17 protein-coding genes are annotated in these 13858 nt (G+C 71.3%); 8 read left to right on the top strand and 9 right to left on the bottom strand.

The window, feature by feature from the left end:
- Positions 1-43: 43 nt before the first annotated feature.
- Genes ygfZ through P3G67_RS26800 form a run of 3 tightly spaced genes read right to left on the bottom strand, consistent with a single transcriptional unit; the run spans position 44 to position 2072 of the window.
- The gene (ygfZ, locus tag P3G67_RS26810) at positions 44-1012 is read right to left on the bottom strand and encodes a CAF17-like 4Fe-4S cluster assembly/insertion protein YgfZ (protein ID WP_269858452.1); all 969 of its coding nucleotides are present in this window, start codon (positions 1010-1012) and stop codon (positions 44-46) included.
- A gap of 10 nt (positions 1013-1022) precedes the next feature.
- The gene (locus tag P3G67_RS26805) at positions 1023-1475 is read right to left on the bottom strand and encodes a Fur family transcriptional regulator (protein WP_269858451.1); all 453 of its coding nucleotides are present in this window, start codon (positions 1473-1475) and stop codon (positions 1023-1025) included.
- Positions 1476-1508: 33 nt separating this feature from the next.
- Positions 1509-2072, bottom strand: coding sequence for an FABP family protein (locus tag P3G67_RS26800; RefSeq protein ID WP_269858450.1), 564 nt, complete (start codon positions 2070-2072; stop codon positions 1509-1511).
- 246 nt (positions 2073-2318) lie between these two features.
- Between P3G67_RS26800 and P3G67_RS26795 the strand changes: the two genes are divergently transcribed.
- Together P3G67_RS26795 and P3G67_RS26790 are read left to right on the top strand one after the other, a co-directional pair.
- The gene (locus tag P3G67_RS26795; RefSeq protein WP_276095798.1) at positions 2319-2681 is read left to right on the top strand and encodes a DsrE family protein; all 363 of its coding nucleotides are present in this window, start codon (positions 2319-2321) and stop codon (positions 2679-2681) included.
- 60 nt (positions 2682-2741) lie between these two features.
- A complete protein-coding gene (locus tag P3G67_RS26790) occupies positions 2742-3047 on the top strand; it encodes a DUF3099 domain-containing protein (RefSeq protein WP_269858448.1) in 306 nt (101 codons plus the stop codon).
- A 125-nt stretch (positions 3048-3172) separates the two neighbouring features.
- Here P3G67_RS26790 and P3G67_RS26785 read toward each other — a convergent pair whose 3' ends face one another.
- The 6 genes from P3G67_RS26785 to P3G67_RS26760 all read right to left on the bottom strand — a co-directional run bounded on the left by P3G67_RS26785 (position 3173) and on the right by P3G67_RS26760 (position 7992).
- Positions 3173-3460, bottom strand: coding sequence for a DUF1416 domain-containing protein (locus P3G67_RS26785; RefSeq protein ID WP_269858447.1), 288 nt, complete (start codon positions 3458-3460; stop codon positions 3173-3175).
- A 24-nt stretch (positions 3461-3484) separates the two neighbouring features.
- Entirely contained in the window at positions 3485-4321 is an 837-nt protein-coding gene (locus P3G67_RS26780; protein ID WP_276095797.1) for a sulfurtransferase, read from the bottom strand.
- Between the two features lie 420 nt (positions 4322-4741).
- Complete coding sequence (locus tag P3G67_RS26775) at positions 4742-5455, bottom strand: LmeA family phospholipid-binding protein (RefSeq protein WP_276095796.1); 714 nt, start codon at positions 5453-5455, stop codon at positions 4742-4744.
- A gap of 211 nt (positions 5456-5666) precedes the next feature.
- A complete protein-coding gene (locus P3G67_RS26770) occupies positions 5667-6629 on the bottom strand; it encodes a hypothetical protein (protein WP_276095795.1) in 963 nt (320 codons plus the stop codon).
- A gap of 8 nt (positions 6630-6637) precedes the next feature.
- Entirely contained in the window at positions 6638-6934 is a 297-nt protein-coding gene (locus P3G67_RS26765; RefSeq protein ID WP_276095794.1) for a MoaD/ThiS family protein, read from the bottom strand.
- A gap of 215 nt (positions 6935-7149) precedes the next feature.
- Positions 7150-7992 carry an alpha/beta hydrolase family protein gene (locus P3G67_RS26760; RefSeq protein ID WP_391858356.1) on the bottom strand — a complete coding sequence of 281 codons (843 nt, stop codon included), beginning with the start codon at positions 7990-7992 and terminating at the stop codon, positions 7150-7152.
- A 274-nt stretch (positions 7993-8266) separates the two neighbouring features.
- On the opposite strand from P3G67_RS26760, the gene P3G67_RS26755 reads away from it, so the two are divergent.
- The 6 genes from P3G67_RS26755 to P3G67_RS26730 all read left to right on the top strand — a co-directional run bounded on the left by P3G67_RS26755 (position 8267) and on the right by P3G67_RS26730 (position 13832).
- On the top strand, positions 8267-9082 hold the full coding sequence (locus tag P3G67_RS26755) for a response regulator transcription factor (RefSeq protein WP_276095793.1): 816 nt from the start codon (positions 8267-8269) through the stop codon (positions 9080-9082).
- A 31-nt stretch (positions 9083-9113) separates the two neighbouring features.
- Positions 9114-10139, top strand: a complete 1026-nt coding sequence (locus tag P3G67_RS26750) for a LacI family DNA-binding transcriptional regulator (RefSeq protein ID WP_269858441.1) — start codon at positions 9114-9116, stop codon at positions 10137-10139.
- Between the two features lie 103 nt (positions 10140-10242).
- Positions 10243-11283, top strand: a complete 1041-nt coding sequence (locus P3G67_RS26745) for a S1C family serine protease (RefSeq protein WP_276095792.1) — start codon at positions 10243-10245, stop codon at positions 11281-11283.
- Between the two features lie 10 nt (positions 11284-11293).
- Positions 11294-11572 carry a hypothetical protein gene (locus tag P3G67_RS26740; RefSeq protein ID WP_276095791.1) on the top strand — a complete coding sequence of 93 codons (279 nt, stop codon included), beginning with the start codon at positions 11294-11296 and terminating at the stop codon, positions 11570-11572.
- A gap of 68 nt (positions 11573-11640) precedes the next feature.
- Positions 11641-12387, top strand: coding sequence for a response regulator transcription factor (locus P3G67_RS26735; protein ID WP_269858438.1), 747 nt, complete (start codon positions 11641-11643; stop codon positions 12385-12387).
- The gene (locus P3G67_RS26730; protein WP_276095790.1) at positions 12384-13832 is read left to right on the top strand and encodes a sensor histidine kinase; all 1449 of its coding nucleotides are present in this window, start codon (positions 12384-12386) and stop codon (positions 13830-13832) included. The genes P3G67_RS26735 and P3G67_RS26730 overlap by 4 nt, the downstream gene beginning before the upstream one ends.
- Positions 13833-13858: the final 26 nt, after the last annotated feature.

Below are 13858 nucleotides of genomic sequence, written 5' to 3'. Positions count from 1 at the left end.
GCGGGCGGGGGCGGGCTTTCCCCACCCGCCCACCCCCTGGCAACTACGGCTCGACGACGACCTCTTGGTTGGCCGGAACCGTGTCCGCGAGCAGGACCGCGTCCACGGGGACGTTGCGCTTGACCAACGCCAGGGCGATGGGGCCGAGTTCGTGGTGCCGCGCGGAGGACGTGACGAAGCCCAGTTGGCGGCCGTCCGGGCCGTCGTCGGCCAGCCGCACCGGTGCGCCGTGCCCGGGCAGCTTGACCTCGCTGCCGTCCAGGTGCAGGAAGACCAGACGGCGCGGCGGACGGCCGAGGTTGTGCACCCGGGCCACCGTCTCCTGGCCGCGGTAGCAGCCCTTGTTCAGGTGGACGGCGGACTCCAGCCAGCCCACCTCGTGCGGGATCGTACGGTGGTCGGTCTCCAGGCCGAGCCGCGGGCGGTGCGCCTCGATCCGCAGCGCCTCTAGCGCCAGCACGCCGATCGCCGGACCGGCCTGCTCGGCGAACGACTCCAACTCGCCGCGCGGCACGAAGACATCACGCCCGTACGCGGTCTCCCGTACCGCCCAGCCGTCCGGCACCTCGACGATGGAACCGGCGGGCAGATGGACGACGGCGTAGTCGTCCGTCAGGTCCGCGGTCTCCACCTGGTAGAAGAACTTCATGCTCTCCAGGTAGGCGAGCAACTCGCCCTGGGTGCCCGGCTCGACATGGATCCAGGTCGTGGTGCCGTCGTCCACCAGGTACAGCGCGTGCTCGACGTGGCCGTGCGCGGAGAGGATCAGCGCCTCGACGGCCTGCTGCGGCGGCAGTTCGCTGACGTGCTGCGTGACCAGCAGGTGCAGCCAGCTCAGCCGGTCGGCACCGCTGACGGTGACGACACCGCGGTGCGAGAGGTCAACGAAACCGGTCCCGGCGGCGAGTGCGCGCTGCTCGCGGAACAGGTCTCCGTAGTGGGCGGCGACGCCCTCGTCCGGCGCCTCCGCGGGGACCGCGCCGGGCAGCGAGAGCAGGGGACTCTTCGTCATGCGCACCAGCCTACGACCCGCTGGGGAGCGCCTCGGGAGCAGCGGCGGCGCGGGAGCAGTTCGCACAGCGCCCGAAGATCGCGAAGTGCTTCATGTCGGTGTCGAAGCCGAACGACCGGTGCAGCTCGGCGATGAGCGGCGCCGCCACCGAGACGTCCGCCTCGATGACCTCGTCGCAGTCCCGGCAGACCAGGTGCATGTGGTGGTGCCGGTCGGCGAGGTGGTACGTGGGCGAGCCGTGCCCCAGGTGGGCATGGCTGACCAGGCCCAGCTCCTCCAGCAGCTCCAGCGTCCGGTAGACGGTGGAGATGTTGACGCCGCTGGCGGTGCGCCGGACCTCCGAGAGGATGTCGTCCGGGGTGGCGTGTTCCAGGTGGTCGACAGCCTCCAGGACGAGCTGGCGCTGCGGCGTCAGCCGGTAACCGCGCTCGCGCAGGTCCTTCTTCCAGTCGGTGCTCACCACGCCACCGATTCTAGGGAAGAAGGCGGCGAAGGATTACTTGAAGAACGCGATGCCGTCGTCCGGCAGGTCCTTCAGGTCCTTGGCCCACTCGCGCGGGTCCACGACCTTCTTCAGGTGCGCCGACATGTACGGGCGCAGCGGCACGTCGGGGGTCGACTTCTCGCCCACCCACATCAGGTCGCCCTTGACGTAGCCGTACAGCCGCTTGCCGCCGGAGTACGGGCTGGCCGAGGCCAGTCGGGCCACCGCGTCGGTCACCAGGTCGATCTGCGGCTTCTGGTCGGCCAGCTCGCCGTACCAGATCTCGACGACGCCCTCGTCGCGCGACATCACGGCCTCGACCTTGCGGTCGGCGTCGACCCGCCAGAAACCGCTCTCGCTCTCCAGCGGACGGACCTTGTTTCCCTCGGCGTCCAGCACCCAGGTGTGCGAGGTGTACTCCAGGAAGGGGCGGCCGTCGTGGGAGAACGTGACCTCCTGCCCGAAGTTGCACTTCTCGGCACCGGGGAAGTCGCAGACGCCCGCGCCCTGCCAGTTGCCGAGGAGGAAGGCGAGCGGGACGAGGTCCGGGTGGAGGTCGGACGGAATCTCGATCATGGCGTGTGGCTCAGGCGATCTGTGAGAGGTCGGTCAGGTACGCGGGGTCAGCGCTGGCCCTGGAACAGCTTCTTCACGGACAGGCCCGTGAAGGCGATGACGGCCACAACGACCAGGGCGAGAAGGGCTTCGAAAAAGACCTCAAGCACGGTTGGTGCTCCTCGGGCAGGCTGCTGACACTTACGGACCAGGCCGAGTCTAGTCGGGGCGGCGGACCGCTGGCGCGGCGGGCGTAGGGTGAGCTGCGTGACCAAGCGGTTGGTGATCAAGGTGACGGCGGGCGCCGACGCGCCCGAGCGGTGCTCGCAGGCGTTCACGGTGGCGGCGGTGGCCGCGGCCAGTGGCGTGGAGGTCTCGCTCTGGCTGACCGGGGAGTCCTCGTGGTTCGCGCTGCCGGGCCGGGCGGCCGAGTTCGAGCTGCCGCACGCCGCGCCGCTGCCGGACCTGATCGACGGCATCCTGGCGGGCGGGCGGATCACCCTGTGCACCCAGTGCGCCGCCCGCCGTGACATCACCGAGGCGGACGTCATCGACGGCGTGCGCATCGCCGGGGCCCAGATCTTCGTCCAGGAGGCGATGGCGGACGGCGTTCAGGCGCTCGTCTACTAGCCGCCGGCTCTCCCCGTCCCACCGGCTGTCCGATGGCCCATACGGACGTACCGTTGAGGTATGTACGCGCGGCGTAGGCACTGGTACTTCGCCATGATGGGCACGTGTATCGGCCTGTTCGTCCTGGCCTGGGCGGTCGTGCGGCTGTGGTCGGTCCCGGCGGCGGTCGCCATGTGCGTGGTGGCGATGGTCATCCCGCCGGTCGCGGCGATGGTGGCGAACCGGCGCGGTCCCGACGACGGATGGTGGGACGTGCCCGACGACACCTGGCTCCAGGACGATCCGAAGGACGACACCTGGCGCGAGAGCGAGAAGGCCGCCAAGGAGCGCCTCGACCGACTGGACCGCGGCGACTCCGGCCAGTAGACCGCCGCACGACGGCCCTCACCACGGCCCGGCCCCCGACGAGCGCGACGGAGGGCCGCACCCCGCCAGGCGTCCAACCCTGGGGTGCGGCCCTCCGGCCGTGGTACCGCCCTTGAGAAGCCGTCTCAGAGGGCGATGGCGACCTCCGCCAGACCGCCCCGCTGGGCGACCACGGTACGGTCCGCCTGCCCGCCCGGCACCAGCGCGCGCACGGTCCAGGTGCCCTCCGCGGCGTAGAAGCGGAACTGCCCGGTCGCCGACGTCGGCACCTCGGCGGTGAACTCGCCGGTGCTGTCCAGCAGCCGGACGTATCCGGTGACGGGCTGGCCGCCGCGGGTCACCGAGCCCTGGATCGTGGTCTCACCGGCCTTGACGGTCGACGCGTCCGGGCCGCCTGCCTTGGCTCCACACATGTATGAACTTCCTTACCTAGGGGGTCAGTTGGCGCCGAGCTCGATCGGCACGCCCACCAGCGAGCCGTACTCGGTCCAGGAGCCGTCGTAGTTCTTGACGTTCTGCTGGCCCAGCAGCTCGTGCAGTACGAACCAGGTGTGCGCGGAGCGCTCGCCGATCCGGCAGTACGCGATGGTGTCCTTGCCCAGGTCCACGCCCGCACCCTCGTACAGCTCCTTCAGCTCCTCGTCGGACTTGAAGGTGCCGTCGTCGTTGGCCGACTTCGACCACGGGATGTTGCGCGCGGTGGGGATGTGGCCGGGGCGCTGCGACTGCTCCTGCGGGAGGTGCGCCGGGGCGAGCAGCTTGCCGCTGAACTCGTCGGGGGAACGCACGTCGACCAGGTTGAGCTGACCGATCGCCTTGACGGCGTCGTCGCGGAAGGCGCGGATCGAAAGATCCTGCTCCTTGGCCTTGTACTCGGTCTGCGGCCGGGACAGCACGTCCACGACCAGGTCGCGGGAGTCCAGCTCCCACTTCTTGCGGCCGCCGTCCAGCAGCCGGACGTCCTGGTGGCCGTAGAGCTTGAAGTACCAGTAGGCGTACGCCGCGAACCAGTTGTTGTTGCCGCCGTAGAGCACGACGGTGTCGTCGTTGGCGATGCCCCGCTCCGACAGGAGCTTCTCGAAGCCGGCCTGGTCCACGAAGTCGCGGCGCACCGGGTCCTGGAGGTCCTTCTTCCAGTCGATCCGGATGGCGTTCTTGATGTGGTTCTTCTCGTACGCCGAGGTGTCCTCGTCAACTTCGACGATGACGACCTTGGGGTCGTCGAGGTGGCTCTCGACCCACTCGGCGTCGACGAGGACGTCGCTGCGGCTCATGCTGTTCTCCTCCGGGGCAGTTGCGGCGGGGCGTTTGCGGTGCGGGTGGCCCCCGTACGCGGGCGCTGCACGGCGCGCGAGGGCGCGGCGGGGTGCGGTGCGGGAAGAAGGGCGGATACGCCGGGCGGGGAGGCCTCGGGGCGGTGGGCCCTTCAGCGGACGCGACAGAGCATGGCGGCGACGCGGCACAGGTCGACTGCCCGCCGCTTCGTGAGATCCGCCTGTCGCTTCATGGCCCCGATCGTAGGGAAGCGTGCGCCGGGTGTCACCGGTGTGTCGACATTCGAGACGAGATCGTCCGGATGGCGGAACAAAACGGGCCCAGATGGGCCTGCGCGGCCGGTCCGGGGCAGCCGGGCGGCCGTCGGAGGACTAAGGGACGGACGCCCTGTCTCAGCAATCGGACCGTACGGTCCCGGGTCAGCCCAGCTTGACGTTGGACCCGGACAGCGACACCTGGAGTCCGTCAGGAGTCGCCTCGGCGCTGTCCAGCCTTATCCCACTGGGCAGCCCGGACAGCTGACCGCCGAAGTCGGTCTGCTGGCGCACCAGTTGCTCCGCGCTGACCGGCAGCGAAATCCCCATGATCGAAGGCATGCCGTCGGCGTGCAACTGCACGGCGTCGCCGTTCTTGATGACCACATGGCTCATCACGCTGACCTGCTGGGTGCCCACCAGCGGCAGGTCGACGCTGCCGGTGACCTTCAGCCGCCCCTTGCCGTTGGCGTCCTGGCCGCCGTACGAGACGGTGATGCCGTTCGACGCGCTCTTGGACAGATCGGCGTACGAGATGAGCGCGGTGCCGGTGGCGGTGTCCGCGACCGCGCTGGTGACCTGGCCGCTCATCAGGTCGCCGCCGAGGTGCACGCCGTGCCCGTCGGCGGTCAGCTTGGCGACCCGCAGCGAACCGGAGTCGGAGGTGGCCTGCAGTCCGGTGAAGGTCACCGCGACCTCGTCCAGCTTCTTGTCCATGACCTGGGTCAGGAACGGGAAGCCCTTGATGGAAACGTCGGGCTTGTCCGCCAGCCCCTGCGACCGCTGTATCTTCTCCGCCGCCTTGGACTGCGCGTACGAGAGCGCAACGCGGTCGGCGGCCACGAACAGGCCGCCGAGCACCACGACGAGTATCAGCAATATGCGTATCCCGCGCCCGCGCATCTCTCCTCTTCCCCCACTCCCCGGCGTCTCCAGGCGTGGTTGCTCGGCGTCGCGACCATACCTGGCGGACCTGTCCGCCTCCCCGGGCTGGGCACCAGGGCCGGCGGCCGGTGTCACAGATCACTACGTCCGGCGGGTGCGGGCGGTTCCCCGGGAACCTCCCCGGCCGACGGACGCGGTCCGTGCGCTACGAGCCCAGCGCGCGCCCGAGAGCGTAGACGACCGGCGCGGCGACCGTCAGCGGCAGCGCCACACCCGCGGTGAAGTGCACGAAGCGGGACGGGAAGTCATAGCTGGCCACCCGCAGGCCGATCAGCGCGCAGACCCCGGCGGCCACCGCGATCAGCACCGCGGACGTGGTGCCCATGCCGGTCAGCCGGTCGGTGGCGACCCCGCTGCCCGCCGCCGCCAGCACGGCGACCGCCACCGAGACAACCGAAGGCAGCGGCAGCGCCCGCGCCACCGCCGCCACCGCGACCGCCACCGCGCCCACCACCACGGGATGGCCGCCCACCTTGCCGTCGACCGCCAGGTACCCGGCGGCCAGCACGGTCAGTGCGGTCGAGGCGGCGGTCGCGGTCAGGCTCGCCAGCCGCTCGTCGGCGCTGCCGCGGTGCCGCATCTGCTGCACGAGGATCAGCAGGACCCACACCCCGAGGGTGCCGAGGATGACGGCCGGGGCCTGGTCGGCCGGGGCGGCCAGCAGTCCGACGTCAGCGGCCAGCCCGGCCAGGAAGGCCAGCGCGATGCCCTGGCGGGCGGGCCACATGCCGTTCAGCCGGAACCATCCGGCGGCCGTCACGGCCTGCAGCAGCACGGCCGCCACCGCCAGCGCCGGACTGCCCAGAGCCGCGCCCGCGGCGGTGAGCGCGGCGAGCACGGCGGTCAACAGCGCGGGCTGGATGCCGGGCGGGATGATCGGCGATCCGGTCCGGACGGCAGCGGGAGCGGGAGCGGGTTCCGGCTCCGGCACGGGCAGGGGTTCCGGCTCCGGCTGGTACGCGTCGTAGCCGTACGGCGGCGGGGACGGCGGCGAGTAGGCCGTCGCCGTCTGCTCCGGCATCTGCTCGTGCGCGTAGTAGTTGTACGCGGGGTCGTACTGGCCGCCGTAGCCGCCGTGACCGTTGTCGTTCCACTGTGGTGTCGTCATCGCGTCGCTCATCCTCCCGCGAACGGCGGGAGCACCTCGACGGTGCCGCCCTGGGCAAGCCGGATCGTGGCATGGTCACGGGTGCCGACCGGCGCCCCGTCGACGAGGAACGAGGACCTGGCCAGGACGCGGGCGAACTCGGGCTGGTGCGCGTGCCGGTCGCCCGCGGCGCGCAGCGCCTCGGCGAGGGTCACCGCTTCGTACGGCTCCTCCGGGGTGCCGGCGGCGGCCTTCGCGGCCGCCCAGTAGCGGATCGTGCCGGTCGCGGGCGCGGCTTCCGCGCCCGCGTGGTTCGGGGCGCCCATGGCGGCTCCTCGGCGGTACGTCGTGGGTTTTGGGGTTCAGGGTAATTGGCGGGGCCGCTCGCGCCGGCGTTCCGGGGCTCTCCCCGTTTCCCGTCAGCTTTTACGTGCCGCCGTGCTCCGCCGTCTTCGCGGGGACATGCGCAGCGCGGCAGACAGCGGACCGCCTCCCGTGCGCGACGGCGAGCGCAGGCCGACGGCAGAGGGGTGGGCGGTTGCTAGGTCTCAGCCACCGCGCACCGGTCCGTCACCCACTCCCCGATCCGCCGCAGAAGCCCCGCGGACGCGGAGTTCTCCGCGTGGCCGAAGCCCGGCTCGATCCAGAGTTCCGCGGCACCGGCGGCAGCCGCCGCCAGCGACCGGGGATGGTCCAACGGAAAGTACGCGTCACGGTCCCCGTGCACGATCAGCAACGGCGTGGGCGCGATGAGCCCCACCGCCTCGACCGGGGAGACCGGAACGGGATCCCACCCCTCCGGGTGGATCCGGGTTTTCAGGCCGTACCGGGACACCGTGCGGCCGACCGGACGCGTCACCACCCAGTGCAACCGCCGCATCGGCGCCGTCCCCCGGTAGTACCAGCGCGCGGGCGCGCTCACCGACACCACCGCGTCGACCGGGGCCTCCCGCACCGCCGCCTGCCGCAGCACCACGGAACCGCCCATGGAGAAGCCGACGGTGGCGACCCGCCGGTACCCGAGCCGACGCGCCCAGCCCACCGCCGCGTCCACGTCCAGCACCTCCCGGTCGCCGACCGTGGAGCGTCCGCCGGACCCGCCGTGCCCCCGGAAGGAGAACGTGACCACCCCGCCGAACCCCCGGAACGCCTGCGCCGCGCGCCGCACCGCGGGCCGGTCGAGCGAGCCGGTGAAGCCGTGCGCCAGCACCACCGCGAGGTCGTCGGAACCGTCCAGCGCGCCCTGGTGCCCGGCCTCGATCCGCACCCCGTCCCGTGTCAACAAGATGTGACGAGAGGGTCTCTTTCGGGTGTATTGCCGACTACGTGAAGTGATCGAGGAAACACCGAACCGTGCCAACTCGTTCTCACCCGTGGCGTCCATGTCGGCTATTCTCCTGAGGCAAGAGGATCCGGGCAGCGCCGCCCCCGGGTCCTTTCGTGCTTTCGGGCACTCCAAAAGCCGCAGGGCGCCACGTCCTCGCAGGGACCGAGGAGGGTTCGCGAATGAGCAAACCGGGCAGTACACGTACTTCAGACGGTGCGTATACGACGCCGTATACAGCCGACGGCACGGCCGGGCCACGCCGGCTGGGTGGGCACAGCGCGTCCGGCGTGCCGTGCCCCTGCCTTGACCGGACGACGGAGGGGAGCCTCCGGTGAGTTCACTGCTCCTGCTGACCAACGCCCTGCAGCCGTCCACCGAGGTGCTGCCCGCGCTCGGCCTGCTGCTGCACAGCGTGCGCGTCGCCCCCGCGGAGGGTCCCGCGCTCGTCGACACGCCCGGCGCCGACGTGATCCTCATCGACGGCCGCCGCGATCTGCCGCAGATCCGCAGCCTGTGCCAGCTGCTGCGGTCCACCGGTCCCGGCTGCCCGCTGATCCTGGTCGTCACCGAGGGCGGTCTGGCCGCGGTCACCGCCGACTGGGGCGTGGACGACGTACTGCTGGACACCGCGGGTCCGGCCGAGGTCGAGGCACGGCTACGGCTGGCCACCGGCCGCCAGCAGATCACCGCGGACGACAGCCCGCTGGAGATCCGCACCGGCGACCTGTCGGTGGACGAGGCCACGTACAGCGCCAAGCTCAAGGGCCGGGTCCTGGACCTGACGTTCAAGGAGTTCGAGCTGCTGAAGTACCTCGCCCAGCATCCGGGCCGGGTCTTCACCCGCGCCCAGCTCCTCCAGGAGGTCTGGGGGTACGACTACTTCGGCGGCACCCGCACGGTCGACGTCCACGTACGGCGGCTGCGCGCCAAGCTCGGTCCCGAGCACGAGGCGCTGATCGGCACCGTCCGCAACGTCGGCTACCGCTTCGTCGTACCGGAGAAGGTCGAGCGCGCCACCGAGGAGGCCAAGGCCGCCCAGGCCAAGCAGACCGGACGGGCCGCGCCGGAACGGAACAACGCGGCGCGGGAGGAGGCCGCCGCGGGCGCCGGGCCGACCGCCCGCACGACCGGTGAAGACGGCCGGTAAAGTCGGCGGTTCACCCGCGTAGACTACGCCCGTGCCCAAGGTGACGCGCGACGACGTGGCCAGGCTTGCGGGGACCTCGACCGCGGTCGTCAGCTACGTCATCAACAACGGACCGAGGCCGGTCGCACCGGCCACCCGCGAACGCGTGCTCGCGGCGATCAAACAGCTCGGCTATCGCCCGGACCGGGTGGCCCAGGCGATGGCCAGCCGCCGCACCGACCTGATAGGGCTGATCGTCCCTGACGCCCGCCAGCCGTTCTTCGCGGAGATGGCGCACGCCGTGGAACGGGCCGCCGCCGAGCGCGGAAAGATGGTGCTGGCCGGGAACTCCGACTACCTCGACGAGCGCGAGGTGCACTATCTGCGCGCCTTCCTCGGCATGCGGGTGGCGGGCGTGATCCTGATCAGCCAGGGTCCGAGCGAGAACGCGGCGGCCGAGATCGAGGCCTGGGACGCCCGGGTGGTACTGCTGCACGAGCGGCCCGCGGCGATCGACGACGTCGCCGTGGTGACCGACGACATCGGCGGCGCGCAGCTGGCCACCCGGCACCTGCTGGAACACGGCCACGAGTACGTGGCCTGCCTCGGCGGCATAGAGGGCACCCCCACGGTGGGCGACCCGGTCACCGACCACGTCGAGGGTTGGAGACGCGCGATGCAGGAGGCCGGGCGGTCCACGCAGGGCCGCCTCATCAACGCCCCTTACAACCGCTACGACGCCTACCGGATCGGTCTTGACCTGCTGTCCCGCCCGGACCGGCCGACCGCCGTGTTCTGCTCGACCGACGACCAGGCGATCGGCCTGCTGCGGGCGGCCCGGGAGCTGCGCATCGACGTGCCGCGCGAGCTGGCCGTCGCCGGCTTCGACGACGTGAAGGAAGCGGCACTGACCGATCCCGGGCTGACCACGGTGGCCTCGGACCGCGAGGCGATGGCCCGCTCGGCCGTGGACCTGGTGCTGGACGACGGGCTGCGGTTCGCCGGATCGCGCAGGGAGCGGCTCAAGCAGTTCCCGTCGCGTCTGGTGATCCGCCGCTCCTGCGGCTGCGCGACGTAGGCAACAGGTAGGCCGCGGCCTTTATTTCGGGCATAACTACTTCTGTCGGGCTTCTCAGCTGGCGCTCAGACGGCTCTCATGATCAGCGCCGAAAGTCATTGCCATGACGGACAGCACCCACTTCAGCAGCGGCTCGCAGCACAGTGCCGAAAGCCTCTCCGGCGGCGCGTACCCTCCCCCGCCGCCCTACCACCCGTCGCAGCCGCTGGCCGAGCCCGGCGGCCCCAGGCCCCGGCGCTCACGCCGGTCCGTCGCACTGGTCGCCGCGGTCGCCCTGGCCTCCGGTCTGATCGGCGGCGGCGCCGCGGTGCTGATAGGCAACGCGACCCGCACCGACACCGTCTCGTCGTCCGTCGTCGGTTCCCCGACCTCCGCCAAGTCCCTCGGCAGCGTGAGCGCCGTGGCCTCCGCGGTCAGCCCGAGCATCGTGGAGATCACCGCCAACACCGGCTCCGGCCAGTCGATCGGCTCCGGGGTGGTCCTCGGCTCCGACGGCACGATCCTCACCAACAACCACGTCATCGCGGGCGCGGACACCGTGAAGGTGAACTTCACCAACGGCAAGAGCGCCTCCGCCAAGGTCATCGCGACCGACGCCTCCAAGGACCTCGCGGTGATCAAGGCTCAGGGCGTCAGCGGGCTGCCGACCGCCACGCTCGGCAACTCCGACTCGCTCGCCGTCGGTGACCAGGTGGTCGCCATCGGCTCCCCCGAGGGCCTGTCCAACACCGTCACCAGCGGTGTGGTCTCCGCGCTCAACCGCGATGTGACCGTACCGGTCGAAGGCGGCGACTCCAGCGGCGGCGACTCCGGCAACGGCAACGGTTTCGGCGGCTGGGGCCGCGGGGGCGGACAGCAGTGGCCGTTCGAGTTCGGCGGCGGCCAGTACAACGGCCAGGTCGGCGGGAACACCACCACCTACAAGGCGATACAGACCGACGCCCCGCTCAACCCCGGCAACTCCGGTGGCGCGCTGATCAATCTGAGCGGCCAGGTCGTCGCCATCAACTCCGCGATGTACTCGCCGAGTTCCGGCAGCGGCAGCTCGTCCAGCGACGCGGGCAGCATCGGCCTGGGCTTCGCCATCCCGATCAACACCGTCAAGTCGTTCCTCAACAGCAACCACATCAGCTACAACAGCTGAGGAGCCGTTCATGGCCCGCCTCACCGTCGGCGCCTACCGCGCCCGCCACGCCCTGGCCGCCGCCGTAACCTGGTGCTCGGGCGGTGACCGCTCGACCGTCCCGGTCCACCGTGCCGTGCACCCCGGGCTCAGCGCGGGCCCGGCCGATCTCGACCTGGCGATCGCGCTGGCAGGCTCGGTACCCGCCACCCGCCCCGCGGAGATCGCCGCCACCGCGCCACGGCGCGGACGTACGACCAAGCACGCCACCGCGCGCCGACGCACCGCCCCCGCATCCGTGCGAGGCTGAAGCGAAAGCCGCGCAGGCCGTGAGCTGGACCCCACACCCGTTACGAGCGACAGCGAGGTACGCAGACGATGAGCCCCGCCGAGAGCGGCGAACAGCCGTCCCGGATCCTGGTCGTGGACGACGAGCCCGCGGTACGCGAGGCAATCCGTCGCAGCCTCGCGTTCGAGGGGTACGACACGGAACTGGCCGCCGACGGCTTCGCCGCGCTCGAACAGGTCGAGGCGTACCGCCCGGACGCCATCATCCTCGACGTGCTCATGCCGCGCATGGACGGTCTCACCACCGCCCGCCGACTGCGCCACAACGGCGTCACCACGCCCATCCTGATGCTCACCGCGCGGGACACCGTGGGCGACCGGGTCACCGGGCTCGACGCCGGTGCGGACGACTACCTGGTCAAGCCCTTCGAGCTGGACGAGCTGCTGGCCCGGCTGCGCGCCCTGCTGCGCCGCACCTCGTACGCGGCCGCGGCGGCCGCCAGCGCCGCCGACACCCCCCAGGACGCCGCGCTGGTCTTCGCCGACCTGCGGATGGACCCGGCCACCCGCGAGGTCACCCGCGCGGGCCGCCCGGTGGAACTGACCCGCACCGAGTACACGCTGCTCGAACTGTTCATGAGCCACCCGCGCCAGGTGCTCACCCGCGAACAGATCCTCAAGGCGGTGTGGGGCTTCGACTTCGAACCCAGCTCCAACTCCCTCGATGTGTACGTGATGTACCTGCGCCGCAAGACCGAGGCGGGTGGCCAGCCGCGACTGGTGCACACGGTGCGCGGTGTCGGCTACGTCCTGCGCTCCGCCGAGGCCAGGCCATGAGCCGTCTGCGCCTGCTCAGACGCTGGCGCTTCAAGGCACTCCCGCTGCGCTCCCGGTTGGCGCTGCTGGTCGCGGCGGCGGTGGGGTTCGCGGTCGCCGCCGTGGCGGTCGCGGCGTGGTTCACCGCGCAGCGGCAGTTGCTTAACCAGTTCGACAAGTCGCTGGCGAGCACCAACCCCCGGCTCACCACTGAGCGGTCGTTGTGCACCCCCGACTCCAAACCCGGCCCAGGACCGGTGGTGGGTCCCGAGACGTACGTACAGGTCGTGCAACCGGCCGGGCCGGCCTGCGTGGTGGAGGGCAAGGCCGTCGAAGTGACGCGGTGGGACCTGGCCGTCGCCAACACGGTCGCCCTCGGCACGTGGGAGGCCGGGTCGCGGCCCGTCTTCCACGACGCCAAGACGACCGACGGCAAAGAGGTCGTACGGGTCTACACCCGGGTGATGCCGGTGTTCCAGCCGGGTATCGGCAGGCAACCCGCCGCCGTCTCCGTGTCACGTCCACTGAAGGACATCACCAAACCCCTCGACCATCTCGCCGTCATCCTCGTCGTCGTCGCCGGAATAGGAGTCATCGGCGCCACCAGCGCCGGTCTGGGCATCGCCCGCGCGGGCCTGCGCCCGGTGGACCGACTCACCGACGCCGTCGAACACATCGCCCGCACCGAGGACCTGGCGGTCCGCATCCCCGTCGAGGGGGAGGACGAGATCGCCCGGTTGTCCACGGCGTTCAACTCGATGACCGCGCAACTGGCCTCCTCCCGTGAGCGCCAGCAGCAGCTGATCGCCGACGCGGGCCACGAACTGCGCACCCCGCTGACCTCGCTGCGCACCAACATCGAGCTGCTCGCCCGCAGCGAGGAGACCGGTCGGCCGCTGCCGCCCGAGGACCGCAAGGCGCTGCTCATCTCGGTCAAGGCGCAGATGAGCGAACTCGCCCTGCTCATCGGCGACCTACAGGAGCTGTCCCGTCCGGACGCGGTGCCCGGCAGCGCCCCGTTCCAGACCGTGGGCCTGCACGAGGTGGCCGAGCACGCCCTCGAACGCGCCCGGCTGCGCGGCCCCGACCTCACCATCAAGGCGCACCTCACGCCCTGGTACGTACGCGCCGAGCCGTCGTCCCTGGAGCGGGCGGTGGTCAACCTGCTCGACAACGCGGTGAAGTTCAGCCCGTCCGGCGGCACCATCGAAGTGATGCTGGTCAACGGCCAGTTGAGCGTACGGGATCAGGGACCTGGCATCCCCCCGGAGGACCTCCCGCACGTCTTCGAGCGCTTCTGGCGCTCCCCGTCCGCCCGCGCCCTGCCCGGATCGGGCCTGGGCCTGTCCATCGTCGCCCGCACCGTCCAACAGGCGGGCGGCGAGGTCGCGCTCCAATCCGCGCCTGGCGGCGGCACGGTGGCGGTCGTCCGCCTACCGGGCACGTCGGCGGCGCCGCCTGAGTGACCCGGGACGGTCGGCGCAACCGGGTT

This window comes from Streptomyces silvisoli (assembly GCF_029269905.1).
GTDB lineage: Bacteria > Actinomycetota > Actinomycetes > Streptomycetales > Streptomycetaceae > Streptantibioticus_A > Streptantibioticus_A silvisoli_A.
Note: the sequence above shows the minus strand (reverse complement) of the source record. Positions and strands in the feature narration are given on the sequence as shown.